At 35.0% G+C, this 26008-nt stretch carries 22 protein-coding genes and 1 tRNA gene; 17 read left to right on the top strand and 6 right to left on the bottom strand.

Annotated elements, in window-relative coordinates; all coding sequences use genetic code 11:
• The first annotated feature begins 302 nt into the window (after nucleotides 1–302).
• The 7 genes from QMN76_RS08355 to QMN76_RS08325 all read left to right on the top strand — a co-directional run bounded on the left by QMN76_RS08355 (nucleotide 303) and on the right by QMN76_RS08325 (nucleotide 6394).
• Nucleotides 303–386, top strand: a tRNA-Leu gene (locus tag QMN76_RS08355).
• Nucleotides 387–430: 44 nt separating this feature from the next.
• On the top strand, nucleotides 431–1597 hold the full coding sequence (locus QMN76_RS08350; protein WP_408869466.1) for a phosphoserine transaminase: 1167 nt from the start codon (nucleotides 431–433) through the stop codon (nucleotides 1595–1597).
• A gap of 66 nt (nucleotides 1598–1663) precedes the next feature.
• On the top strand, nucleotides 1664–2800 hold the full coding sequence (locus QMN76_RS08345; RefSeq protein WP_408869465.1) for an ATP phosphoribosyltransferase regulatory subunit: 1137 nt from the start codon (nucleotides 1664–1666) through the stop codon (nucleotides 2798–2800).
• Between the two features lie 63 nt (nucleotides 2801–2863).
• A complete protein-coding gene (locus QMN76_RS08340; RefSeq protein ID WP_282023505.1) occupies nucleotides 2864–4150 on the top strand; it encodes an adenylosuccinate synthase in 1287 nt (428 codons plus the stop codon).
• Between the two features lie 91 nt (nucleotides 4151–4241).
• The gene (locus QMN76_RS08335; protein ID WP_282023504.1) at nucleotides 4242–4865 is read left to right on the top strand and encodes a hypothetical protein; all 624 of its coding nucleotides are present in this window, start codon (nucleotides 4242–4244) and stop codon (nucleotides 4863–4865) included.
• Nucleotides 4843–5697 carry a hypothetical protein gene (locus tag QMN76_RS08330; protein WP_282023503.1) on the top strand — a complete coding sequence of 285 codons (855 nt, stop codon included), beginning with the start codon at nucleotides 4843–4845 and terminating at the stop codon, nucleotides 5695–5697. The genes QMN76_RS08335 and QMN76_RS08330 overlap by 23 nt, the downstream gene beginning before the upstream one ends.
• A complete protein-coding gene (locus QMN76_RS08325; RefSeq protein WP_282023502.1) occupies nucleotides 5690–6394 on the top strand; it encodes an acetolactate decarboxylase in 705 nt (234 codons plus the stop codon). Before QMN76_RS08330 ends, QMN76_RS08325 begins: the two co-directional genes overlap by 8 nt.
• Nucleotides 6395–6457: 63 nt before the next feature.
• On the opposite strand, the gene QMN76_RS08320 is transcribed toward QMN76_RS08325, so the two are convergent.
• Complete coding sequence (locus QMN76_RS08320; protein ID WP_034338318.1) at nucleotides 6458–6958, bottom strand: DUF6678 family protein; 501 nt, start codon at nucleotides 6956–6958, stop codon at nucleotides 6458–6460.
• Nucleotides 6959–7046: 88 nt separating this feature from the next.
• Nucleotides 7047–7928 carry a LysR family transcriptional regulator gene (locus QMN76_RS08315; protein ID WP_282023501.1) on the bottom strand — a complete coding sequence of 294 codons (882 nt, stop codon included), beginning with the start codon at nucleotides 7926–7928 and terminating at the stop codon, nucleotides 7047–7049.
• A gap of 110 nt (nucleotides 7929–8038) precedes the next feature.
• On the opposite strand from QMN76_RS08315, the gene QMN76_RS08310 reads away from it, so the two are divergent.
• Nucleotides 8039–8482, top strand: a complete 444-nt coding sequence (locus QMN76_RS08310; RefSeq protein WP_282023500.1) for a PACE efflux transporter — start codon at nucleotides 8039–8041, stop codon at nucleotides 8480–8482.
• Between the two features lie 146 nt (nucleotides 8483–8628).
• On the opposite strand, the gene QMN76_RS08305 is transcribed toward QMN76_RS08310, so the two are convergent.
• On the bottom strand, nucleotides 8629–9984 hold the full coding sequence (locus QMN76_RS08305; RefSeq protein ID WP_282023499.1) for a sugar porter family MFS transporter: 1356 nt from the start codon (nucleotides 9982–9984) through the stop codon (nucleotides 8629–8631).
• A 699-nt stretch (nucleotides 9985–10683) separates the two neighbouring features.
• Here QMN76_RS08305 and QMN76_RS08300 point away from each other — a divergent pair.
• Nucleotides 10684–11127: a PACE efflux transporter gene (locus QMN76_RS08300; protein WP_034338311.1), complete on the top strand. Its 444-nt coding sequence runs from the start codon at nucleotides 10684–10686 to the stop codon at nucleotides 11125–11127.
• A gap of 302 nt (nucleotides 11128–11429) precedes the next feature.
• Here the strand turns inward: QMN76_RS08300 and QMN76_RS08295 are convergent, their stop codons facing one another.
• Nucleotides 11430–12515: an NADH:flavin oxidoreductase/NADH oxidase gene (locus QMN76_RS08295; protein ID WP_282023498.1), complete on the bottom strand. Its 1086-nt coding sequence runs from the start codon at nucleotides 12513–12515 to the stop codon at nucleotides 11430–11432.
• 93 nt (nucleotides 12516–12608) lie between these two features.
• Between QMN76_RS08295 and QMN76_RS08290 the strand changes: the two genes are divergently transcribed.
• From QMN76_RS08290 to QMN76_RS08280, 3 genes are all read left to right on the top strand, one after another.
• Nucleotides 12609–13508 (top strand): LysR family transcriptional regulator, encoded by a 900-nt coding sequence (locus QMN76_RS08290; protein WP_282023497.1) that lies wholly within the window; start codon nucleotides 12609–12611, stop codon nucleotides 13506–13508.
• 90 nt (nucleotides 13509–13598) lie between these two features.
• Complete coding sequence (locus tag QMN76_RS08285; RefSeq protein ID WP_282023496.1) at nucleotides 13599–14357, top strand: AzlC family ABC transporter permease; 759 nt, start codon at nucleotides 13599–13601, stop codon at nucleotides 14355–14357.
• On the top strand, nucleotides 14347–14667 hold the full coding sequence (locus QMN76_RS08280; RefSeq protein WP_200867609.1) for an AzlD family protein: 321 nt from the start codon (nucleotides 14347–14349) through the stop codon (nucleotides 14665–14667). The genes QMN76_RS08285 and QMN76_RS08280 overlap by 11 nt, the downstream gene beginning before the upstream one ends.
• A gap of 79 nt (nucleotides 14668–14746) precedes the next feature.
• Here the strand turns inward: QMN76_RS08280 and rpoH are convergent, their stop codons facing one another.
• Both rpoH and QMN76_RS08270 read right to left on the bottom strand, forming a co-directional pair.
• Nucleotides 14747–15655 (bottom strand): RNA polymerase sigma factor RpoH, encoded by a 909-nt coding sequence (rpoH, locus tag QMN76_RS08275; RefSeq protein ID WP_282023495.1) that lies wholly within the window; start codon nucleotides 15653–15655, stop codon nucleotides 14747–14749.
• A gap of 447 nt (nucleotides 15656–16102) precedes the next feature.
• Entirely contained in the window at nucleotides 16103–17092 is a 990-nt protein-coding gene (locus QMN76_RS08270) for an RluA family pseudouridine synthase (RefSeq protein WP_282023494.1), read from the bottom strand.
• A 27-nt stretch (nucleotides 17093–17119) separates the two neighbouring features.
• Here QMN76_RS08270 and QMN76_RS08265 point away from each other — a divergent pair, with 27 nt between their 5' ends.
• From QMN76_RS08265 to QMN76_RS08245, 5 genes are all read left to right on the top strand, one after another.
• Nucleotides 17120–17503 (top strand): hypothetical protein, encoded by a 384-nt coding sequence (locus tag QMN76_RS08265; protein ID WP_051461929.1) that lies wholly within the window; start codon nucleotides 17120–17122, stop codon nucleotides 17501–17503.
• A gap of 267 nt (nucleotides 17504–17770) precedes the next feature.
• The gene (locus QMN76_RS08260) at nucleotides 17771–21139 is read left to right on the top strand and encodes a glycosyltransferase (protein ID WP_282023493.1); all 3369 of its coding nucleotides are present in this window, start codon (nucleotides 17771–17773) and stop codon (nucleotides 21137–21139) included.
• A gap of 181 nt (nucleotides 21140–21320) precedes the next feature.
• Nucleotides 21321–22121: an inositol monophosphatase family protein gene (locus QMN76_RS08255; RefSeq protein ID WP_282065966.1), complete on the top strand. Its 801-nt coding sequence runs from the start codon at nucleotides 21321–21323 to the stop codon at nucleotides 22119–22121.
• A gap of 5 nt (nucleotides 22122–22126) precedes the next feature.
• Nucleotides 22127–23281 carry an MFS transporter gene (locus QMN76_RS08250; RefSeq protein WP_282023491.1) on the top strand — a complete coding sequence of 385 codons (1155 nt, stop codon included), beginning with the start codon at nucleotides 22127–22129 and terminating at the stop codon, nucleotides 23279–23281.
• A 451-nt stretch (nucleotides 23282–23732) separates the two neighbouring features.
• Complete coding sequence (locus QMN76_RS08245) at nucleotides 23733–25934, top strand: hypothetical protein (protein ID WP_282023490.1); 2202 nt, start codon at nucleotides 23733–23735, stop codon at nucleotides 25932–25934.
• Nucleotides 25935–26008: the final 74 nt, after the last annotated feature.

Here is a 26008-nt window from a genome sequence, read left to right as displayed (position 1 = left end):
ATTCATTAAGTAATAAATAGAATGTTATTTATGTGTATTATCTGATCAAATTTAATAAAGAGAGTCAAATAGAAAATAAAATAATGAATGTTAATTTAATTTACTTAAATTGTAGGATTTTAACGTAAATTAGGGGATAAACCATTGCTACAAACCAACTTATATTTGAAGATTTGTTTAATTTTTGGTTTGCATAAAAAAATAATAAGTAATTAAAAATAAATCCCTTGCAATTTTTCTTATTTTTTTTTAAAAGAACATTGTCTTTTGATAGGAATATCTGCTAAGACAACATATATAAAGCGAGAGTGACGGAACGGTAGACGTAGTCGACTCAAAATCGACCGCCGCAAGGCGTGGGGGTTCAAATCCCCCCTTTCGCACCAAATTGCATATAAATATGCACCATATGTTGTGAAACCTTATGCCGATGTCTTCATTACCTACAAAACCCAATCAAAAACCGAACAACCCTTGTTTTTCCTCTGGTCCATGTGCGAAACGCCCAGGATGGAATCTTAGTGCATTACAAGATGCACTAGTAGGACGTTCTCATCGTTCAGGTGAGGGACGTGCAAAGTTAAATGAGGTTATTACTCTTTCTTCTGAAATATTAGGGATTCCCAAAGATTGGAAAGTCGGAATTGTTCCTGCTTCTGATACGGGTGCAGTAGAGTTGGCATTATGGGCAATCTTGGGTTCTCGTCCTGTAGATATGCTTTCTTTTGATAGTTTTTCTGCTGAATGGGTTACAGACGTTGTTAAGCAATTAAAACTATCTGATGCAAGAATATTGCATGCTGATTATGGTGAGTTACCTGATTTAAGACAGATTAACTGGGCACATGACGTGGTCATGGTATGGAATGGGACTACCTCTGGGGTTAAAATTCCGAATGATGAGTTTATTCCTCAACATCGTGATGGTTTAGTTATTTGCGATGCAACTTCGGCAGCTTTTGCTATGGATTTACCATGGGAGAAGTTAGATGTGGTAACGTGGTCATGGCAAAAAGCCCTTGGTGGAGAGGCCGCACATGGTATGATTGCGTTGTCTCCTAAGGCTGTAAAGCGTTTGGAAGAAACCGAGCAGCTACGTCCATTACCTAAGATTTTCCGGGTTCTAAAGCAAGGTAAATTAAACGATAAAATCTTCGAAGGTGATACCATCAATACGCCTTCTATGTTGTGTGTAGAGGATGCTCTTGATGGATTGCGTTGGGCACAATCTATGGGTGGGTTACCAGGTTTAAAAAAACGTTGTGATCAAAATTTAAAAGAGATCTCTCAGTGGGTTGCTCAAGCACCGTGGGTAGAGTTTTTAGCCAGTAAAGAAGAGTTTCGTTCTAATACTTCAATATGTTTAAAAATTGTTGATCCTTGGTTTGTGGGATTAGACGATAAAGAACAAAAAATTGTATTTTCAAAAATAACGAAATTACTTGCTACCGAAAAGGCTGGTTATGATTTGGCCAGTTATCGAGACGCACCTTTGGGCTTGCGAATTTGGGGTGGTGCTACGGTTGAAACGACGGATATTAAATTATTATTGCCGTGGCTGGATTGGGCATTTGCTTTTATTAAATCTACATACTAATATCAATAAAAGTTATTGTTTAATAAGGCAAGGGTAAAGCACGGTTCTATGATTGAAGATTTGGAAATGAGTAATGCTCTATTACCAATAGGGTTTTGTGATCTTTTACCTTCGGATGCAGAGGCAGAAGCCAGTCTAGTCCAATGGATCATGAGTGCATTTAATGATTATGGATATGAACGTGTCAGCCCTCCTTTGTTAGAATTTGAACAAAGCCTTTTGGCAAATGCAGGGTCTGGGATTGCTGAACAAACATTTCGCGTTATGGACCCAGAAACCCATTATATGATGGGGTTACGTCCTGATATTACGCCACAAATTGCTCGTATTGCAGCAACACGTTTAATTAATTCTCCACGTCCATTGCGTCTTTCTTATGCTGGGCCATGTATATTGGTTAGCGGTGCAAAACATAGTGCTGCAAGACAAATATTGCAGGCGGGAATAGAGCTTATTGGCGTCGATAGTCCTCAGGCTGATGCAGAAATTATTACAATTATTGCCGCTGCATTAGCGATGGAAGATGTTCTTCCTTCTATATCTATTGATTTAATGATGCCTCAATTGGCAAATACGATTATTCAAACAGAATCTTTTGATGAACAGCAAACTAAAATTTTGATGCGTGCATTGGATCGTAAAGATGTGGCAGCTGTTCAAAAATATGGTGGCGCTTTGTCTGGTATTTTAACAACCATGTTACAAGCAGCAGGCCCTGCTGATCGTGCAATTAACATGTTAAAAGGGTTAGATTTACCCCAAGAAGCACAACAAATATTTGATCGTTTATTAACAGTAGTAGAAGCCGTGCAAGCGCATAATCCAGATTTGCAGTTAACGATTGATCCTGTGGAGTTTCGTGGATGGAACTATCATACGGGATTATGTTTTTCGGTCTATATTAATGGGGTTAGTGGTGAAGTTGGGCGCGGTGGTCGTTATTTATCCGATAATGGTGAGCCAGCTTGTGGGCTAACTTTACGTCCAGATTTATTATTACCATTAATTAATTTTGATGAACATATACGTGAACGTGTATTTGTTCCCTTTGGTCATACAATACAAGAGTTAACTAGTCTGCGTCAGGATGGGTATATTCTGATTATGGGATTAACGGCAGATGAGGATGCTCAAGCAGAAGCTTGTCGTTTAAATTGTAATTACATTTTGCAGGGTAAAGAGTTACAAGCGGTTGCTGAGTAATTTAAATATTGCATTATTGTTGGTTTAACTTAACTTTTTAATATATTTAGTAGGAAAAATTTTATGTCCAGTGTTACCATCGTGGGCTCTCAATGGGGTGATGAAGGAAAAGGTAAGATTGTTGATTGGCTTGCCAGTCATGCGGATGTTGTGGTGCGTTTTCAAGGTGGGCATAACGCTGGGCATACATTGGTGATTGACGGGGAAAGTTATAAACTTTCTTTGCTTCCTTCTGGCGTTGTACGTAAAAAGACCAGTATTATTGGTAATGGTGTTGTGGTTGATCCTCAAGCATTGTTGAATGAAATTGCACGATTTAAAGATCAAAATATTGAAATTACGCCTGAATTTTTAAAAGTTGCTGAGAATTGCCCTTTGATTCTACCTTCTCATGTGGCATTGGATCAAGCTCGTGAAAAAGCAAGAGGGGACAGAAAGATTGGCACAACAGGTCGTGGCATTGGTCCTGCTTATGAAGATAAAGTAGCACGCCGTGCTATTCGTTTATGTGATTTAACAGAACCAGAAACATTAGATTGGCGTTTGGACGAGTTACTTGCTCATCACAATGCGTTATTAGCTTCTTTGGGTGAAAAAACATTTACCAAAGAGGAAACTTTGGCATATTTGGCTGATATTGCCCCTAAAGTATTACCTTTTATGGCGCATGTTCCTGAAATATTGGCTACTGCTTTGGAACAGAATAAATTTATTTTGTTCGAAGGTGCTCAGGCTATTATGCTTGACGTGGATCATGGAACCTATCCTTTTGTGACCAGCTCTAATACTGTTCCTTCTCAAACAGGTGTTGGCAGTGGCACAGGCCCTCGTGCCGGGGGATATATACTTGGGATTGCCAAAGCTTATACAACCCGTGTTGGCGCTGGGCCTTTCCCAACAGAATTGTTTGATGATGTGGGTCAATATTTGGGCGAAAAAGGCTTTGAATTTGGAACTGTAACGGGTCGCCCTCGTCGTTGTGGGTGGTTTGATGCAGTATTGGTTAAACGTGCAGTGCAAGTGGGTGGCTTGGATGGTCTAGCCATTATGAAATTGGACGTTTTGGACGGTTTAAAAGAGCTTAAAATCTGTGTTGGATACGAGTTGGATGGTAAGCAAATTAATCGTTTTCCATATACTCTGGAAGCTCAAAAACGTTTAAAACCTGTTTATGAAACAATGCCTGGTTGGGATCAAAGCACATATGGGGTCAGAAGCCGTGATGGCCTACCTGATGCTGCAAATAACTATATTAAACGTATTGAAGAGCTCACAGGGGTTAAAGTCAGCATTATCTCTACCAGTCCAGAGCGAGAAGATACGATTAAGTCTGATGACTTCGTAGTTTAATATTTTATCATCAAAATAATATGTCTTTTAGAAAGGATAGCTTTTGAGCTATCCTTTTTTTTTATATTTAATCTATATAGTGTACAAAATAATGAATTATTTTCTTAGAAAACTAGGATTAAAAGAAGACCGTATCTCAATTGGTTTAAATCGTCTGAGTATTGCGTTAATTTTATGGTTATGGATGGCACTGATTATTCGATTACTTGTTTATCAGTATAGATATTTTTTGATAACAGAAATTTGTATTATTACCATTTTTATATACTTATTTTTTATGGTGTTAGTATTATCGATTTCCATAATAAGATATGGATGTTTTCGTCAAGTAGCTATTGTTAAAAGGGATCAATTTTCTAAAAGAAAAATAAATTTGTTTTATTTTTTCTCATTGAAACAAATGGGAATTAAGGCGAATCCTTTTTTTTATGTTTTACAGGGGCTAGGGATAGGATGTGCTGGAATAATTCAGATACCATTTATCTTTTGGATTTTATCAACGTGCTATGAGTGTTTTCGGGATATGGATAATTTGTCTGAAGATGAGATGAAGATGTGGGTTGGAATACAAGATATTGGAACTGTAACCCGCCCATCAGAAGCAATTTATGAGGTTGGCTTTATGTTGATGTTAGGTTTATTTATATATTTTTCTTTTATCTTGGGAATGTGGATATTATCTGGCTTTATATATGGTAAAATTAAGAATGACTAACTGTGGTTTTCCTATGAAATCAGCACATCAGCCAACATTACGCACTCAAATTTATACAATATGCCAAGATTATTTACAGTATTATACAGGATATCAATTCTCTGTAGAGAGCTTATTAAATGAAAACGGATATGATTTAAATGAGTTAAGTGCGCCAGAATTAATTCAAATAGTAGGCAAGACAATAGGTTTGCCGTATGAAATTACCTATTTGACGTTTCCTTATTTGACTTATTTTGAGTGTGATGATCCTGAACCATTAAGCATTGTAAAATTTGCGGATATATTCATTGAAATTGTAAAAATATATCAAACACAATTACAAGAATTTTATGCATTACCACAGTCAGAACAGCAGCCTTATTACGATAAGATTTATTTTGTAATAAAAAAATATTTACCTTTAAAATGCGCAGAATTTTCTCCTGAGTTATATGTTAATGTTGGAGGATATGCAGTGTATGGCTATCAAGCAAAAAAAATGATTGCTCAAGTAGCCGTAGTGATGGGATTAAATAAAAGAAATCTTTGTGATGCTTTTGATAATAATAAAGATTTTAACTTACCAATTATTTGGTATCATGTACCCCTTTATTTGATTTGGGGTGGCATTTTTATAGTACTGGGTTTTTTATCCTTTATTTTACATCTCTTATTTTATAGTGTTAAATGGGTAATTACAGGAAAATGGGATTTTTATTTACCATCAAAGGATAAGCTTACCCCCATGACAGCCAAGGAATTCGCAGATAAAATTATTGGTGTTTGGTCAATAGGATCTTATTATCAATCTATTAAAGAAGATAATGTCAAAGGAATATCTGATGAGTAAAATTGTTCAATTCTCAACTATCGGTGCTTTAATGGCAGGACATTTACATGGGGAACAAGCGTTTTCTAAAGCCAGTTGTGGATGTAATTTTGGGTTGGGCTGTTCCGCTGATTTGAATGGAGAGCTTACGATATTTGATGGCACGGCTTATGAAGCAACAGCAGGAAAAACATTGAAAACATTAGATTTTGAAGCTAGAGTGCCTTTTATTCAATTGACTGATTTTAAGCCAGAGCAAGAATATTTGATTGAGCATGTGCACCATAAAAATATTTATGAAAATTTAAAACGCTTTACTCAGCCAGATAATATCTTTTTAGCAGTTTCTTTAGAAGGTGTATTTGAACAGGTTACTTTTAGGCGACCTTATCCTTCAGCAGAAGGGCATGTAAGAGATGTAAAAGAGGTTGCTGCATCACAGAAAATAGATACCCATCAATATATTGCAGGAAGATTAATTGGATTTTGGACGCCCGAGATTTTTGGTCGTATTGCTGTGCCAGGTTTTCATTTTCACTTCTTGGATGAAAGTAATCAGATTAGTGGTCATGTGTTGGAATTTTATATGAATCAAGCACAACTAGCTTTTGAAGAAAAACAAACGATTGAGGTTACAAATCCCAGCAGTAAGTCTTATAAAGATCTGAAAATAGATGTAAGTTTGTTAGACGATATGATTCAAAAGATAGAGAAATAATCCAAGAGCTCAAGATTTTCTTGTTGTTGAATAAGGTTATTAAGTATTGATTGGAGATCAAAATTATTTGTAACCGTAAATTGTAAATATATGATTTGCTTCTTCATGTGGTATATAATGGTCATTTAGTATTACTCTGAAAGAGTCTGATTCATCTATGATTTCAGGTTGAATTAATGCGCCTTTCGATATGGAAAGCTGTGGACGCACTTTGATCCATTCGATATTAAAAAGAGGTGGCATGCCTTCTTCGTAAAAATTGGACCAATCGCCAAGCCACCATGGTGCTTCTTTTTTTAGTCTTTCAAGTCCTTTGATTATATTTTGGTTGTTCTCTTTATCAGTAATGGATTTTATAATATAGGCAGGAAGAAAAGATAGTTGATGAACTGCAGATTGAAGTTTAAGCCACTTTGTCGTGTTCATATAGGATACTAAACGTTTTTTGGTAATAATAGCAGCAACAGTTTCTCTTAGATTACTAAGATCATCTTTATATTGAGTAGTGTTTTTTTTATACTTGTCATACAATTCTGATGCAGGATTTAGTTTTTGAAATGGCATAATCACCTCTAAATTTAGAACAATATATTAACTTTTATTTGAAATATATTTGATATATTTATGACTATTTTTATGTAATAGAAAAAAATTACTTTTTAATAAATAGATCGCTGATATATTTTTTTACTGCTTTAATTCTGGCGCTGGATCTGAGGCCACTATGGACAGAAATCCAGATTTCTTGGTCTAGTTCAGGAATGTGTGGAATTACAGGGTGCAAAAGATCAGCAATTTCTGTGCCGACGAAAGTATCTAAAACACCTAGTCCATTATTATGAGTAATCCCATCAAAGATTCCTAGGGCATAACTGCAACGCATCCAAGGCGTCGGGGCATCTGGTAATGAGCGCAGCCATTTTTCAGTCTCAAAATGTAAACGTACTTCGTCAAAACCAACAAAATCAAGTTTTTTCCAATTTTGGTTATCAATGATTGATTGATGTTCTTTATAATAATTTTGTCCACAATAGAGTCCATAAGATAAGGTACCGATTTTTTGGATAATCAGATCCCCTTGCTCTGGTCGAAAAGTTCGAATACCGATGTCAGCTTCCAATCGAGTTAAGCTATAGGCACGGTGAGATGTAATGATTTCAATCTCAATATTAGGATATAATTTATGAAATTCTGCAAATCTAGATGTTAAAAAATAAGATATTAATTCATCGGCATTAATTCTGACCGTTCCTTCAACCTCATGAAAATCTTGTTGATCGACAGCACGTTCAATTTCAAAGGAAATTTCTTCCATCTCCTTTGCCCATTTGATGATATCTTCGCCTGCTGGGGTAGGGATACAGCCTGCCTGAACACGTTCAATCAGTTTTACACCAAGCTCGTGTTCTAAATCATCAATACGCCTAGCAAGTGTCGCGGGACTAATTCCTGTTTTTTGTGCAGCGCGTCTAAGGGTCTTTGACCTTGCTACGATGACTAATATTTTAAGGTTATCCCAATTTATATGTTTCATAAATGAACCGCCAGCAATTTTTCATGTGTATTTACATCTAAAAATAAAGCATATATGGTTATCTCTATAAATGTAAATAATATCATCAAGATTAAGGAAAAAAAGAGGTTATGCGTACCTTTTGGGACAGAGTTCGTCACGCGCTAATGTTTGAAGTCGTTGGTTTGATTTTGTTCATTCCGTGCTCTGTATGGGTGTTTAATCACTCTGTTACTGATATGGGGGTTATTGGTATCTTTTCCTCTGTGGCAGCTACGATTTGGAATTTTATTTATAATCTTGGATTTGATAAAACTTTAATATTTTTACGTGGTTATGTTAAAAAAAGTCTAAAAATCAGAGTGATACATACTATTCTTTTTGAAGTAGGATTAACCTTAGTCACTTTGCCAGGGATTGCATGGTATTTGCAAATTAGTTTTCTTGATGCATTTATTATGGATATGGGTATTGTTATTTTTTATCTAGTTTATGCATTCTTTTTCAATATTGCTTATGATTTTATTTTTCCAGTGAAAGAAAGAAAAATTATACAAGCTAGTGCTTCTAAATAATAATATAATGATTTTTTAAATTTAAGAAAATATACTTTCTGTTTTAAGAGCCTTGAGCCCAGTATATCCTCCCTCTATTGAACGAAATGAAAAAAGGCACGAATTAAATTTCGTGCCTGATAATAAAAGTTGCTAAAGTAAATAATTTAAATGATACCGAGTTTCTTTTGTACTTCTTCCAAAGGTATTCCTTTGGTTTCAACAACCATATATTTAATCCAAAAGAGTTGTATTATCATCATGAAACAGAAGAACATAAAGACATAACTTGGAGAGAAATTCGTTACTAGGCTTGGGAAAACAGTCGTAATAACAGCGGCACATAACCAATGGGTAAAGCTGCCGACAGCTTGTCCTTGAGCACGAAATTGATTGGGGAAAATCTCTGAAATAAGAACCCAGATAACCGTGCCTTGTCCAATAGCATGAGAGGCGATAAACAAGAAAATACAAGGAGGGATAATTACGTAATATTGATATGCAAATCCCCAAGCAATTAGTGCAAGTGAAATTACATATCCAACTCCACCGATATAAAGCAGGGTTTTCCTCCCTAAACGATCGATTAATGCCACTCCAACCGCTGTAAAAATAAGGAATGTCACACCAACGCCGATCGATTGTAGAAGTGCAGCTTTTTCACCCAGACCTGTAAGTTCAAAAATTCGTGGTGCAAAGTAAAGCACTGCATTAATACCAGAAGCTTGATTAAAAAGTGCAATTAAGATTGCTAAGAAAATAGGAAGATGTAAACGCCAACTCCAGAATTTTTCATTAGATGATTTTGATTGTGTTTCATTTTTGATAGTTGCAACAATATTCTCAATTTGTTCGGGTGTTTCTGTTGGATAAAAACGTTTTAATACAGATGTTGCTTCTGTGGTGTTATTTTTAATGCTAATTAACCATCTTGGGCTTTCAGGAATAAATAAACAACAAATTGTGTAAATTATTGAAGGGATAGCAGCCATCCCAAGCATCCAACGCCAATCATGTTCCCCCATACCAGCAATGAGTGAATTGGCGATATAAGCGATAACCATAGATAAAACAACGTTTAATTGAAACATTCCAGCCAAACGTCCACGATATTGTGGTGGAGAAATTTCAGCAATATAAAGTGGTGCAACCACAGTTGATGCACCAATAGCTAGCCCCCCAAGAAAACGCATAAAAACAAACGAATATACTTCTGGTGCGAATGCTGTACCTAATGAAGATACGACATAAATAAGGGCAATAATCAAAAGTGTAATTTTTCGACCAAAATGATTGGCTGGCCAAATACCAATCAATGCTCCGACAACAGTACCATATAATGCTGATGCTGTGACGAAACCATGTAATTGTGGGCTTAAATTCCAAAGCGCTTGGATTTTTAATTCTGCTCCAGATATGACTACTGTATCGTATCCAAATAAAAAGCCAGCAAGGGCAGATGTAATTGATGATAAAATAATGATCATAGACCATTTTTTTGAGGTGTTCTTGGATTTTTCCATAATCGTGATTCAATCTTTTAAAATCAGATAAGTTTCTGTATTTAAAAATGCAATGTCTTATCTATGGTAAAATAAATTATATATTGATCTTAATCTTAAGGAATTGATTAATACAATAAGTGATTACTTTTAATTCAAGAAATATGCTTATAGAGTATTTTATACATCAAAAAATGTAGTTTGAATACGATATAAGATATATAACTGTCTGTTTTTAAAAGAAATTATAAGTTTTAAAAATAGCGAATTTCTTTGTATTATCTTTATATGATAATTTATTTTTAACGTTTTAAAATAAATTATATATATTTGTTAATATATTTTATATAATCCGCGGATTGATTTTTTTTGAAAATAAAATTGAATATTTTCACGATAACAAATGCTTTTACAGTTTTATAATATTTGAATTTAAGGCATTTTTTTAATATAAATCATTATATAAATTCATGAATCTCTAAATGTTATTAAATATATTGTCATTCGCTTGAATGTTATAATTCTCTCTTATGTTTCAAATTTGAAGCACTATGAGTTATCTGTTGTTATTTACTTCTAAAAATAAAGCAGATATAGTTAGGTTAAGTAATAACAAAGTAAAAAGAAGAAAAAAAATTAAACCTAAATGATGTAAAACTATAATCTATAAAAAGATTAGTTAAAAGTAAGAATTAATAATGTAAAAAAGAGTATTTTTAAATGCGTACCTTCCGAGATAGAGTTCGGCATGCGGTTGTTTATGAGATAATTGGATTGTTTTTGTTTATACCCGTTGGTGTATTATTGTTTAACCAACCTATTACCGAGATGAGTGTTGTCGCAATTGCTTCATCTTTGGCTTCTACAATTTGGAATTTTGTTTATAATTTATCTTTTGATAAAGTGATACTTTACTTCCGCGGCACAACTCAAAAAAATATCGTTATTCGTGTATTCCATGCGATTTTATTCGAAGCGGGCTTAACGATCTCTCTTGTTCCTATTGTTGCTTGGTATTTGGGAATCAGTTTGATTTCAGCCTTTTTAATGGATATTACTATTGTATTGTTCTATTTAGTTTATACATTCCTCTTCAATCTGGGATATGATTTTATCTTTCCAGTTGATGAAGAAGTTGAAGGAGAATATTCTTTTAATTCTTAATGAATTTTAAAATATTACCTGTTAAAAAGAGTTCAATTTCAAAGTTGGACTTTTTTTTTGTAAATTATAATAATATGAACTGTTTTATATTAGACATCGTTTTGATTAAACCAAAATAAATTGATTTTTAAACAAACGTGTTTTTATAACATATTAGCCTTTGTTTTTGTAAGCAATCGGTTGATCAGGCTACCAAATATACTAGTATATTTGGCTTGTTGTTACTAATTTCTTCATATTGTAATTTTATTATACTGTAAAAAGGCCTTATGCCCATAGTGACTAACTAAGGCCTTATTAATTTATTTCTTATTCAGTTCAAGAGACAATGATGTTTGATAAGCTTTTGGAACAAACTGAATGGCTTCATTCGGAGGGTTATGCTTGTATTGCGTATTTAAAACCCAATAAGGATCTTTTAATAAACCTCTTCCAATAGCAACCAGGTCAGCATCACCAGAATTTAGAACGTAATCTGCTAATTCAGGATCTTCTAGTTTTCCAACTGCAATAACGGGAACATTAACCGTTTGTTTAACTGCTTTGGCAAGATACACTTGATAACCTGCATGAAAAGAGGGGCGATGATTGTTATCAAGTGGCCCATCTCCACCGCCACTCACATGTATCACGTCTATACCAGCATCGACATATTCTTTGGCGATTTTACAACCATAAGTAACATCATACCCATTTTTACTGAATTCTTGAGCAGAAATTCGAATGATTAAAGGCATCTCTGCAGGCATAATATCTTTAACTGCTTTAATGATTTGCTTACCAAACAGAAATTTGTCTTGTCCATATTCATCTGTACGCAGATTCATTTTAGGAGAATGAAATTGGTGAATTAAATATCCATGAGCCCCATGGAGTTCAATGGCATCAAACCCAGCCTCTATTGCGCGTTTCGCAGTATTTTGGAATGCTTGTACAAGGTCTAATATTTCAGATTTTGTAAGTTCTTTTGGGGTTTTATACTCCCATTTTCCTTCACCAGCATCGACACTGCCATCGTAAATTATAGGCGAGGAAGATACGACATTTTTTTCACCCAAAGCTTTGCGTCCAGAATGTGCAATTTGAATAGCGATCTTTGCATCTTGTGCATGCACTGCATCAATAATAGGTTTGAATGCATCACGTTGTGCATCGTTCCATAATCCCAGGCAATAGGGGGAAATTCTTCCATTTTCAGCAACGCTGGTCATTTCAACAATAATCAATCCAACCCCTCCCACTGCGCGAGAGGCATAATGAATATGGTGCCATTGATTGGCAATACCATTTTGAGCTTGATATTGGCACATTGGAGGCATAACAACACGGTTTTTCAAAGAAAGCCCTTTGATTTGATAGGGTGTATTTAAACTATATAATTTTGTCATTTGAATCTCTTTATCTAAGAATGATTGATTGTTTTCATCATAGGAATAAATTAGATATAAATATAATTAATAATTTATATAAAGATTATAAAAATGGATAATATCAGTTCTTTGGATTTTAATTTGCTTAAAGTTATGAACGCGTTGCTGGATGAGCGTAATGTCACACGTGCAGCCAGGACATTATCTCTTACACAACCTGCGGTCAGTATTATGTTAGGCCGATTAAGAGAGCAATTCAAGGATCCATTATTTATTCGTGCGCCACATGGAGTGGTGCCGACGGATCGTGCGTTAAGTTTGGCAGAGCCTATCAAGAAAATTTTATCAGATATTCATATGTTAATGCAACCAGCACAGTTTAATCCTGTTGATATGGAAATGACGTTTAATATTGCCGCCAATGATAATGATATGCTGGTTACAGGAGTTCCTTTTGTTATGGCTTTAAAACAACAAGCGCCTCATGTGAATGTGGCTTTCCTTTCTTATCATCAACTTGATGTACAGTTAATGCTTGAGCGCGGAGAGTTGGATGTGCTTTTAACGTCTCCAGAAAATATATCTGATTTTTTATACCAACGTGTTTTATATCAAGAGCGTTATGTTTGTGTTATGAGAAAAGATCATCCCTTGGTAAGCTTGGGCAAAATAAGTTTAGAAAATTTTTGTGCTTATGAGCATGTATTGGTATCTCATCATGGGGGACAATTTTGCGGGGTTACGGATGAAGCATTAAAACAATTAGGATTAAGTCGAAAGGTTGCTTTATCGGTTACCAGTTTTTTATTATTGCCATGTGTTTTGGAAAAAAGCGATTTTATCGCTGTGGCGCCAGAGCGGGTTGTTAAGAATTTCAAAAATATTATATTAATTGATCCCCCGATCGAAGTAAAAGGATATACCAAGATTATGGCGTGGCATGAACGCAATCATAAAGATCCCAGGCAACAATGGTTACGCCAAGTTATGTGGCAGAATGGGGGAAATTAATGTTAGGTCTATTAAAATAAAAGGAAATTGGTTTACATCTTAAATTTAACTGACTAAGATTTTTCTTCACTTTAAAAATAGGAAAAGGAAATGTCAGTTTCCTCTGTTGCACAACAGAAATTAAAATACCATACATATAAAGAATGCGTAAGGGCATTTAAAGTAGCTATTCCTTTGATTATCAGTTTTATTCCATTTGGGATGATGCTTGGGGCACAAGCCAAAATTAAAGGGATGAGCTTATTAGAACTGGTTTTAATGTGCGGGCTAAATTTTGCAGGTGGGTCTGAGTTTGTCGCTATTGGCCTGTGGCAACAAATACCACCTTTACTTTTGATTGTTTGTATGACTTTGTTGGTAAATTGCCGTCATATTTTGATGGGAGCAACAATGATCCCTATTTGTCGCAGGCAGCCTGTGCGTAAAATGTTATTATCGTTCTTTCTGCTTTGCGATGAAACATGGGCGCTTTCTTTGCAGGATAGTTATCGTCGGATGGAAGAAGGATACAGAGAACCATTTAGTTATCCTTTTTATATTACGATTGCTGTTTCTTTTTATATAACTTGGATTGTTTCTGCAGTCTTAGGAATGTTTGTGGGACCATTATTGGGGGATTTAACCCAATATGGGTTTGATATGGCCTTTCCCGCAGTTTTTATTGTACTATTACGGGGTATGTGGAATGGATGGCGTCGAGGAATTCCATGGATATGTAGTTTGTTAGTTGCTTGCATTGTACATTTAATGGTGCCTGGTGCCTGGTATGTTATCGCAGGAACAATGACAGGGTTGCTTATGGTATTATGTATGCCCTCGCGTTTTTTTGAGGTAAAACATGCTGAATAATCTGATTAATGAACATTCGTTTTTAACGATTGTTGGTATGGGATTTGTAACATACCTAACACGGATTAGTGGGTACCTTTTACTTAGGAATAAAGATTATCCCAAGTTAACGAGAGTGTTAGAAATTTTACCTGGTTGCGTTATGATCTCTTTGATTGCCCCAATTTTTGTAACAGGAAAATTATCAGATTTAATCGCGGTTACTTTAACAATTATTACCGCGATGCGTTTTTCTTTTTTAGTAACATTAGTCGTCGGTATAGGGTCAGCAGGAATTTTACGATTTTTTTTACCAATGATCTTACATTAAATAACAAAAAAAGAGGATTATATTTATATATAATCCTCTGATATTAATAAGTGTCTGAAGTAAAAAGTGAAGTTTACAGTCAAGCAATAGCATGTCTTTGGATATGGCTACTACTATTATCAGAAAAAAAAGTAGAAGCTTGTATTACCTCTTGAAGTTTTTCAAAAGCTCTGACTTCGATTTGTCTGATACGCTCTCTTGAAATGTTATAGACTTGAGACAACTCCTCTAACGTTGCAGGTTTTTCTTTTAGTCTTCTTTCAACCAAGATTTCACGTTCTCTGGGTTTTAAAGATTGCATTGCTTGATGCAAAAGTGTTCTACGATTTGAAAGTTCTTGTTCTTCAGCATAACTCTCCTCTTGATTGACACTGTCATCAACTAACATACTTTGCCACTCGTCATAATCACTGTCATTACCGATTGGTGTGTTTAGACTGTGATCATGAGCGCTTAAGCGTTGATTCATATTTTGAACCTCTTCTTTGGCAACGCCTAATGCTTTGGAAATTGCCTCAAGTTGCTCTGGATCTAAATCATTTTCACCCAAAGCTCTAATCTGACTTTTAACGCGACGTAGGTTAAAGAAAAGCTTCTTTTGAGTTGCTGTTGTGCCAATTTTAACCAAAGACCAGCTGTGCAAGATGTATTCTTGTATAGCGGCCTTAATCCACCAAATTGCGTAAGTTGTAAAGCGAAAACCTCTTTCAGGATCAAAGCGTTGTATTGCTTGTAACATCCCAATATTTCCTTCGCTGATCAACTCGTTCAAAGGTAGACCATAACCTTTATAACCAGCAGCAATTTTGATTACTAATCTTAGATGAGCAGAAACTAAACGATGTGCAGCTTCTATATCGCCTTCATCTTTCCATTTTTTTGCATATTTGTATTCTTCCTCAAGAGTTAATAGAGGAAACTTACGTGTATATTGCATATATTGAGTAAGATTAGTATCTGGACTTATTTTTAACATTGACGACACCATAACATATGCTCCTTATGATATTGTATTCTGCTATTGCAAAATAGATTTGTAGATCTTTATACTTATTTATAATACAGCTTTATTTGCTGCTTTTATGTTGCTAGGTGATTGTTACCTAACAACTATTTAATATCAGACCAAAATGGTCCTGTCAAAAAAATAACATCTTTTTTTGTTGCCTTTTCATCGAGAAAAACGATTTAAATATGCAATAAAATTGATTGTTAATAAATTGCACCCTGTAAGGTTAGATTTTAAATATGCTTATGGCATAAAGTAAAGTTTTTGTTAATAAAAAATTAACGAAAAAAATTAATATTTTTAAAGGGTTTTATAACGAATTCGAAGTGTTAAATCGATTCGCTATGGAACGAATCGTCATATCGTGTTGAATTTAGGTATTAAATAAGATGTAAAAGGAATATGAATTTTTTCAATTGTGAATTTTTATATATTGACAATTATATTTTTAATTAAATCTTGCATATCTTTAGGTAACTCCGTTTCAAATTGTAAATATTTCCCTGTGATAGGATGGGAAAATCCTAAAAAGGTTGCATGTAGAGCTTGTCGAGGAAAGTCCAACGTAATATTTCTTTGTTCATCCGAAAGCTGTTTAGATATCGCTGGAACGCGTTTTAAATAAACAGGATCACCGATTAAAGGGTGGCCTTCTTTTGAAAGGTGAACACGTATCTGATGAGTCCGCCCTGTGTCGAGTTTACATTGGATTAAACTGATAGCAGGATTAATAAGTTGAAGGGTTTTATAATGTGTTCTGGCAAATTTTCCACCTCTTTTAACCACGGCCATTCTTTTGCGATCATATGGATCTCGGCCGATATTTCCTTCAATACTGCCTTTGGTGGGGCTTAAGATCCCCCAACACAAAGCAAGATATAAACGGTCAATATTTCTGTTGGCGAAATCTTCTGATAATTTAGTTAAAGCTTGCTCTGTTTTGGCAACGACAATAATCCCTGAAGTATCTTTGTCCAACCTATGCACAATACCTGGACGTTTTTCCCCACCAATTCCTGTAAGGGTATCTCCACAATGTGCTAAAAGCGCGTTAACTAGGGTTCCATCTTCATTGCCTGGTGCAGGATGGACGACTAGGCCTGCGGATTTGTTAACAACAATTAAATCGTGATCTTCGTACAAAATGTCTAAATCAATTTTTTGGGCTTCTAGAGCGTAAGGTTTAGCTTGAGGAATGTGTAATTCTATATGATCGTTTTCTTTGACTGAAGTTGATGGATCACGTACTATTAAATGATTGCGTTGGCACAGTCCTTGCTCTATTAGCGATTTAAGGCGAGATCTAGAATAGTCATGGTAAGTTTGAGCAAGGAAACGATCAAGACGGATATTATTGTTTTCTCTTGCAACTAGGGCTACAAAAGAAGACTCAGTTTTATTATTTGTATCAGACATAAAGAAAGTTCCAAAAAAGTGAAGAATATGCTGCCAGAACAGACAACAGAACCTTTAACACAAAAAAATAAAGGAATGTTAGCGTTAGTTATTTTTCTAGGGGTTTTAATTGTTGTGGCAACAACAGTTTTAATTTTCGTTATTGTCAGTCGACTTATTCATAAAAATGATCATCCAGCAACTGTAATGTCGACAATACCGACATCATCTGTACCCGCTTCGGTGATGCGCCCTGTAAGTGTTTTACAAGAGCCGAATGGAACGCATATTACCCAAATCTTTCGACAATCAGATCAAATGATGGTAATATCTCTTAGTGGGGGAGGTTTACCAGATCGTATTGTGATGTGGGATGTGGCTAATCAACAAAAATTATCTGAAATAAAATTATTAGATCCTTTAAGGAAATAATAATCTAAAATTTTTAAAGCGCTTTCCAGTGTTTAATTAAACACGAATAAGTTATAATTGGTTATTGAAACAGTTCTTGGTGAAAAAGGATATATGTATTAAACATTAAAGTGACTATAGTGATTGGTGGGAAAAGTAAATGAAAAAAAGAGTATTGATTAAGTTTATTAACGATTAGTTTTGGTTTAATTTCAAAAGTATGTTACTGAATTGGCCTAGTATAAAGTTATATTCGCTTATCTAATAGCTGTTTGTGATAAAATTCTGATGTTTCAAAGTCTCCTAGTTCTTATTGTTAAAAATGAAGAAAATGACATCCTTGAATGGATATGTCATCACGCTCTAATTGGTTTTGAAAAAATTGTTATTTATGACAATGAATCAACAGATCGTACATCTGAAATAATAAAATATGCCAGTCGATATTTTCCTGTAGATTACGTCTTATGGAAAGATGGTATGCATCCTATTAAAGGTCTTACAAAACAAGGTGCAGCATACACTCATGCAATAAAAAAATATCGTGACTCTGCGGAATGGATGTGTTTTTTAGATGCTGATGAATTTCTAATTCCTCCTAAAGATGAGAATTTAAATGACCTTTTGAATCAAATGTCGGGCTCTAAAGGTTTTGCATTAAACTGGATGACTTTTGGTTCTTCTAATTTGGAGGATTCTAAGGAACGTTTAGTTCTTGAAGCGTATACTTTAAGAGGAGCGGATACGGAAAACATTAACAGACATGTTAAAATGTTTTTCAAGACAGCTTTTGCAAAAAAAGTTGTTAATCCTCATTTTGTAGATGTAGGAGAGCCTATTGTTAATTTAGATAATAAAATTATTCAATGGTCATCTGATGGGATTGTGGCATCGAATGCTATTTTGCAGGCTAAATGGCGTATTCATCATTATATTATTCGTAGCAGAGAGCATTGGCAACGGCGTATTGCAAGAAAACAGCCTGGGGGAAGTGTAAGAGAATGGAGTATTTTTCAAGATTATGATCAAAATGATATCCTTGATTATACAGCATATGATGCCGCACAGAAAGTTTGGGACAAGTTATCTCAACTAGGTCAAAATTATAAACCTCTTTCAGCTATTCCATCTACTTATGATGGTCCAGTTCAAATTTCATCTAATATATTATGTTTTTTAGATGAAGTTAATGCGAATGAAATAAAAGGATGGGCTTGTGATGTATTGGTAGATGAGCCTGTTAATTTGTCTATTTATATTGATAGGAAGTTGGTTGGCTCTTTACAATGTAATAAATCTCGCTCAGATGTTAAAAAATCTAAAATAAATAAAGAGTTCGTAGGTTTTTCTTATAAGTTACCAACGCATTACCTTGATGGTCAGAAACATATCATAATGATTCGTGATCAACATGATTATTATATTAAATTTTATGTAAATGGGAAAAAAGTTAAAGAACATCCTTTTGAAATAGCATTTCAACCTCGGGTTATTGGGCATGTTGATGATCCTATTAATGGTAATCTTAGGGGATGGGTGTCAATTGCACGAGATTGTAGTTACGCAAATTTTGAAACAAAGTGTCATGTTCTTATTTGTTTAGGTCATCGCCCGATCGCAAGTGTATTGGCCGATGAACCTCGGAAAGATGTATATGATGCTCATGGTATAGATTTATATTCTGGGTTTTCATATTCTATCCCTACAGAGTTAAGAGATGGAACTGATAAAGTTTATCGTTTTTATTTATTACCTGAAATGATTGAACTACCAGGTAGTCCTGCTTTATTTGGTGTTGCGCTGAATGATCAAATTGACAAAATAGTTTCTGTTGCTAATAAGATCAAAGATATAGATCGTCACCTAGAGAAAATAAAAATAAAGGATAATATTCTAACTGAAGCAATACAACATGCTTTAAGAAATGTAGAAGAAGTTCTCCCTTATGACGGTGGAACTGTTTTGAACTATGCGTCTTGGTTTTATCAACATCATTTAGAGTTGCACAAAAAAATTAAGACTACGCCACTTAAAGTAAGACCGTTAGTTTCTGTTGTATGTCCTGTGTATCGACCAGTTTTAAAGGACTTCCAAGCAGCTGTTTACTCTGTGTTAAATCAGACATATAAAAATATAGAGCTTATTCTTTGTGATGATGGTGGAGGGGATAGTATTATTGTTGCAGAGATTAAAAAATTAGCAAAAAAAGATTCACGAGTTAAATATATTATTGCTGAGAAAAATAGAGGAATATCTGAGGCAACGAATGCTTGTCTTGATCTAGCACAAGGTGAATGGATTGCTTTTTTTGATCATGATGATGTGCTTGTTGATTGTGCTATAGAAAGAATGTTGGCATTCGACCCTCATAATCAAGTAAATATTTTATATTCTGATGAAGATAAGATTGATGATGATGGGATTATATCAGATCCTATGTTCAAACCAGAATGGAACTATCGATATTTATTAGGTTGTAACTATATAAACCATTTAACAATGGTTCGTCGAACTTTGGTTCAGAAAGTTGGTTATTTAGATACACAATATAATGGTGCACAAGATCATGATTTTCTTTTGCGTTGTATTGAACTGGTGCAGCCCCATCAAATTGTTCATGTTCCTGAAATATTGTATCATTGGCGTAAAACGGCGACTTCAACAGCCTCATCTACAGAGACAAAGCCTTATGTTATAGGTGCTGGAATTAAAGCTGTATCTGATCATTTAAGCCGTTTAAATGTAAAGGCAACGGTGGATAGCTATGGTAAACATAGTATGTATCATATAACAGCGTCTGTTGAACCAAATCAGTCTGTTGCTATTATTATTCCGTTTAAAGATCAGGTTCACTTTACACAAAAATGTGTTGAACATGTTTTAAAGTACACTAAACGGCATAACATACAAATTGTTCTGGTTAACAATAACTCTAAAGAACAGGAAACTCTTTTATATTTAGAGAAAATCTCTAAAAATGAGAAAGTAAAAATTATCAATTATCCGTATGCATTTAATTATTCAAAAATTAATAATTTAGCGGTAAAAAGAACATCATCTGACTATATTGTTTTTTTAAATAATGATTTATTTGTACAGGATGAGTTATGGTTAGATACCATGCTTGGAGAAATGGTCATTGACGCTAATGTTGGTGCTGTTGGTGGAAAATTTTTATATCAAAATAGAATGATCCAACATTGTGGGGTTGTTTTAGGTTGGATGGGTGTGGCAGGTCATGCTTTTTCGCATGAATCAGAGTTTTACCCTGGGTATGGTGCTCGTGCATGGCTTCCTCATCAAGTATCAGCTGTTACAGCAGCATGTATGTTGGTTCCTCGAAAGGTATTTGAAGAAGTTGGTGGGTTTGATGCTAAAACATTGAAGGTTGCTTTTAATGATATTGATTTATGTTTAAAAATTACGCAGTTGGGATATAAAATCATTATCACGCCAGATTTTGTTGCTGAACACCATGAATCTCTCAGTAGAGGGTTAGATGATACCAAGGAAAAATTAGTTAGATTTGAAAAGGAAGTGAAAGTAATGCGGAAAAGATGGGGAAAATTACTTGATAATGATCCTTTTTATAGTCCTTCTTTTGCACGCCAAGGGAAACCTTATTTTGACCTTATTCCGTTCGACAAGAATCAATAAGATAGTAACGAGTTCGTAAATATCAAAGAGATATACTGTATAAAATTGGTAATGGATTGCTTTTTTAAATAAATAATAATCGTTATTTTATATGGAAATTGGTTTTTATTTTGGTTATTGTTCAGAAATACAACAGCTTATATTTTTTGCTGTACATAACGATGAGCCATAAGAGGGTATTATGAATATTGCCTTACCATCCCCAGAATTTTTACATGGTTTGGCTAAAGTTGCTGAACAAAAAACGTTACAATCATATTTAAATAACCAAACAATAGATATTAGTACCAAAGTCAAAGAGGGATTTCGGTTTGATCCTGTGACTAATATTGACCGTGATACAGAGAAATTGCTACGACAAGCGATCTCTCAACAATATCCAGAACATTCTATTATGGGTGAAGAATTTGGAAGAACTCAGGGGGATAGCCTGTTTGAGTGGGTTATTGATCCAATTGATGGGACGCGACCTTTTCTATGTGGATTACCAGTATGGGGATGTTTAATTGGGTTGCTATATGATAGTAAAGCCGTCATGGGAATAATGAGTCAACCTTATACAGGGGATCGATTTTGGTCTGATGGACAGGCATCTTGGTTTGCAGGCCGTTTAGGAACGGTACAAATAAAAACAAGACAATCTGTTCCTTTAAATCAAGCAATTTTACATACAACCTCGCCTGAGTCTGTAGATATTTATCAAAAAAATAATTTTGGATTACTTAAAAAACAAGTTTTAATGACCCGTTACGGTGGTGAATGTTATGCTATGGCGATGTTGGCGGCTGGACATATTGATATTTGTGTAGAGTATTCTTTACAACCTCATGATATTGCAGCCCTTATTCCAATTATTGAACATGCAGGTGGAGTTGTAACAACAATTGAGGGACATAGACCAGAGCAAGGTGGTGCTATTATTGCCAGTGCTAATGCACAATTACATCAAGATGTTTTGCAGATCTTAAATACAGAAGAATAGTTGTTATGCTTCAACATTATATGAATGATAAAATTGCCACCCGTGTTATTTTCTTGATTGCAGGGATGATTACCGCTATGTGGGCAGTCATTGTCCCTTTTGCAAAAATGAATACGGGAATTAATGATGCTGTCTTGGGAACATTATTACTTTGTTTAGGCGCAGGGGCAATTATTTCAATGCCTATGGCAGGACCTTTGACATCTCGTTATGGGTGTAAAAATGTTATTATCGTTTCAACCATTATCATGGTGGTTGCTGCGCCCTTTTTGTCTTTTATCTCTCATCCAATTCTTTTAGCGTTCTTTTTGTTAATTTTTGGTGTGGGTGTTGGCATGACGGATTGTGCCATTAATGTTCAAGCCATTATTGTAGAGAAAAAAGAAAAAAAAGCCTTAATGTCTGGATTTCATGGCATGTTTAGTCTAGGTGGTATAGTCGGGGCAGGATTAATGACAGGGTTTCTTGCCTTGGGCGTTAATATTATTGCTTCAACTTTTTTAATTTTATTTATTATTATTTTTCTTTTTGGTATTAGCTTTCGACATTTTTTACCTTATGCCAATCCTGCTGAAGGGCCTGCTTTTGCTATTCCGAAAGGGATCGTTTTGGTTTTAGGGATTATTTGTTTTGTTGTTTTTTTAGTCGAGGGAACGGCATTAGATTGGAGTGCTGTGTATTTAGTTGATTCAAAACATATCTCAGATTCTTTGGGAGGTATAGGTTTTACGGCCTTTGCAACAGCAATGACAGGGGGAAGGCTTACAGGTGATTATATTGTCAATAAATTTGGAGCTTTGCGTGTTGTTATCATAGGTAGCATTATCGCTTTGTTAGGCTTTTACTTTGTCATTACAGGGATTGATTTATCTATATTATTAACAGGGTATTTTTTAATTGGTGCTGGTTGTTCTAATATTGTGCCTGTGATGTTTAATCAGATTGGTAAACAAACGACGATGTCACAAATGGTTGCTGTGCCTGCTGTTTCTACGTTGGGATATATTGGTATTTTAGCAGGACCTGCGATGGTTGGGTTTATTGCACATCACAGTTCTTTATCTCATGCATTTATATTTGTAGCATTGTTGATGGTGATTGTTTTGCTTTTAACAATAGCTTTGCAAAAAGTTATGAGTGCTAATCAGGGCAGTTTATAACCCTGATATTGAGAGCGTTCTATTAATAGTTTATGAGTGGATATTCATTTGTGTATATTTAAGTTGACTAAGATTTAATCAGCTTGAATATCATGAACAATTTATCTGGGTTTAATATGGCATCATTTAGAGTATCATTTTAAGAGGTTTGCGATTCACTCATAGTGCAAGATAGCGATATGACTATCTTTAGATACTGTAAAATCGGTGATAATATTCCCCCAGTAATATCTGTTTTGGGAAATAAAAACAGATTTATCTTTGTGTCACAAGTAAGAGTAGAATTACCGGCTCTTGCATTTAAGCTATCATCTAATATGATTAAGTAACAGCATTTTAAAGGTTAACTTGATTGAAATTAATACTTGTTAATTGTTACTATATTCACGTCTTATTTTATGTCACTATGCTCTTGGTAGGTAAGATTTTTTGATATAAGGACAATCGTTAAATGAAGCAGTCAGTAAGGGTTTTGTGTTATTGCGTGGGGCTGACTGTATTGACGTCTACGGTGGTAATTGCATGTGGCCCTTTTTTCCCATGGCAGTTATTGGATAATCGCAAGCAGACATTATTAGATTTACCCTCAACGGATACTTTTTCTCAAAAGATAAAAAATCTTGGTGTCGTCACTGCACAAGAAAAGCAAAATCTGTTTTCAGCTGATAACGTAAATCTTTTAGCTTCAGAACAAACGACTTGTCCTAATACGGACGAAGCTTATAAAAAGGCAGCAACACTATTTCACGATAAACAATGGGAAGAAGCACGCTCAGCTTTTGCTCTGCTGGCTTATAATGACAAAAATGCTGCACAGCAAGTTTGTGCGAAATACACATTAGGTCGTATTGAAAAAGAGTTAGGACATTTTGAAGATGCGGTGCAATCCTTTAATGGTACAGCATATTTAGTTGCAAATGGTGCGCCAGATCCTTTGCATCTTGGAATTGCTGCTTATGGAGAGGCTGCGGGTGTAATTCTTGATCAAATTGGCAAGCGAATAACAACGCCATATAATCCCAAAGATGATTCAGGTGGTATAACACTATGGAATGTTGGTGGTGTTAAAGAGGATAGTTTATTACAATTACAAAGAGCAGTAGAGCTATATTTAAAACAAGTTAAACTGGGTGAGAATAGTGGTTTAAGTTCGATTGTCATTATTCTAAAAGGGTTGAGTGACCCCAAGAATCCTGATGCTAAATTATTGTTAGATCAGGCTGTTCATAATCCTTTGTTACGTAAAATTTTGTTGGCTTATGTATTAACGGATGAAATCGACTATAGAACTTATTCGAAAGAACAAACGCAAAATATCTTACAAGCTTTTGTAAAGGCTGGAATAGATCAGAAAAATCATTATGATGATTTGGGATCTTTGGGGGCTTTTGCATATCAAAATAATGATATGGATAAAGCACAGGTTTTTGCCCAGTATGATTGGCAAAAGAATCAAAAGGCACTTGATGCTTGGGTTTTGGCCAAGATTGCCCTGAGAAAAGGTGATAAAGAAAAAGGGCAAGAATTTTACCACCAAGCGATTGCTCATTTTAATGACGGAAGTTTACGAAAAGATAATATACAGCGTGTACAAGGGGAACGTGCAGTTTTAACATTGTCTCAAGGTAATTTTGTTCAAGCTTTGGAAGAATTATGGCCAGTTCGAGATAGTTATTGGGGAGATGTCGTTTATCTCGCTGAAAATGTATTAACGCCTGATGAGCTAAAGCGATTTGTTAATATTCATACGACTGTCCCCAGAGATAGACAGGCTGTATGTGATCAAGAGGTCAGCAATGAAAATTATTACGATCAAGATACTGATAAATATTACGGATATAATTTAGCTGGACGCTCTATGGCATTGCGCCATTTGCTTGCTCGTAGATTAATGCGGGCTGGACGTATACAAGAAGCTATTCCTTATTTTGTCACTTCAGCGGATGCTAATTGTAAAGGGATACCTCAGCATGTTCAACTAGAGCGCGATTATATTAAGGCAACAACGGATATGCGTCGCAGTTTTTGGGCAACAGATCGTGCCAAGGCAGCATGGAAAGCAGCAGTAATTTTGCGTCGCCACGGTATGGCGCTGATGGGAACGTCTGGTTATCCAGATCAAAATCCAGGTGATTATGCATATGGTATCAGCCAAATGATGGGGCCTGTGCATAACTCTAACAATAAACCATGGAGCGTTTCCACAGAACAAGTTCGAACAGGGGCTTCTTGGCCAATTCCTAATCATCGCTTTCATTATCGGTATTTGGCCGCACAAGATGTTTTATATGCGGCCAGTCTAATACCTCATCAATCACAGGCATACGCAGCTATTTTATGTCATGCTAATGGTTGGATGCAAGATACATCAAATTATGGTTCTCCTCCTGCTATATATTATTATCCTAATTCAGATTCATATGAATCTGCTGAAGAGCATGCACAAGTAAGTTTATGGAAAAATTCTTCGTATGCGAATGCAAAATCTGTAGCGCTTTATAATCTCTATTTGAAAAACGGTCCTGTAGTATCTTTTGCTACCCATTTTGGTTATAATTGTCCAGAGCCCCAATTTGGTGCAGTTACCAAGGTAAAGCGTGATTTATTTTGGAAAAAATTAAGATCCTCTTTTCATTTTTTGAAAGGGCAGTAAGATTTTCAGCTAAGGTATAAATCGTTAGTAAAGAACTGTTGAATTGTCTAAGTGGATTTTTTAATATCATTAAA

Origin of the sequence: Commensalibacter papalotli (ex Botero et al. 2024) (genome assembly GCF_947179115.1) — a bacterium.
Classification (GTDB): Bacteria; Pseudomonadota; Alphaproteobacteria; order Acetobacterales; family Acetobacteraceae; genus Commensalibacter; species Commensalibacter papalotli.
This window is presented reverse-complemented; position numbering and strand designations above follow the sequence as displayed.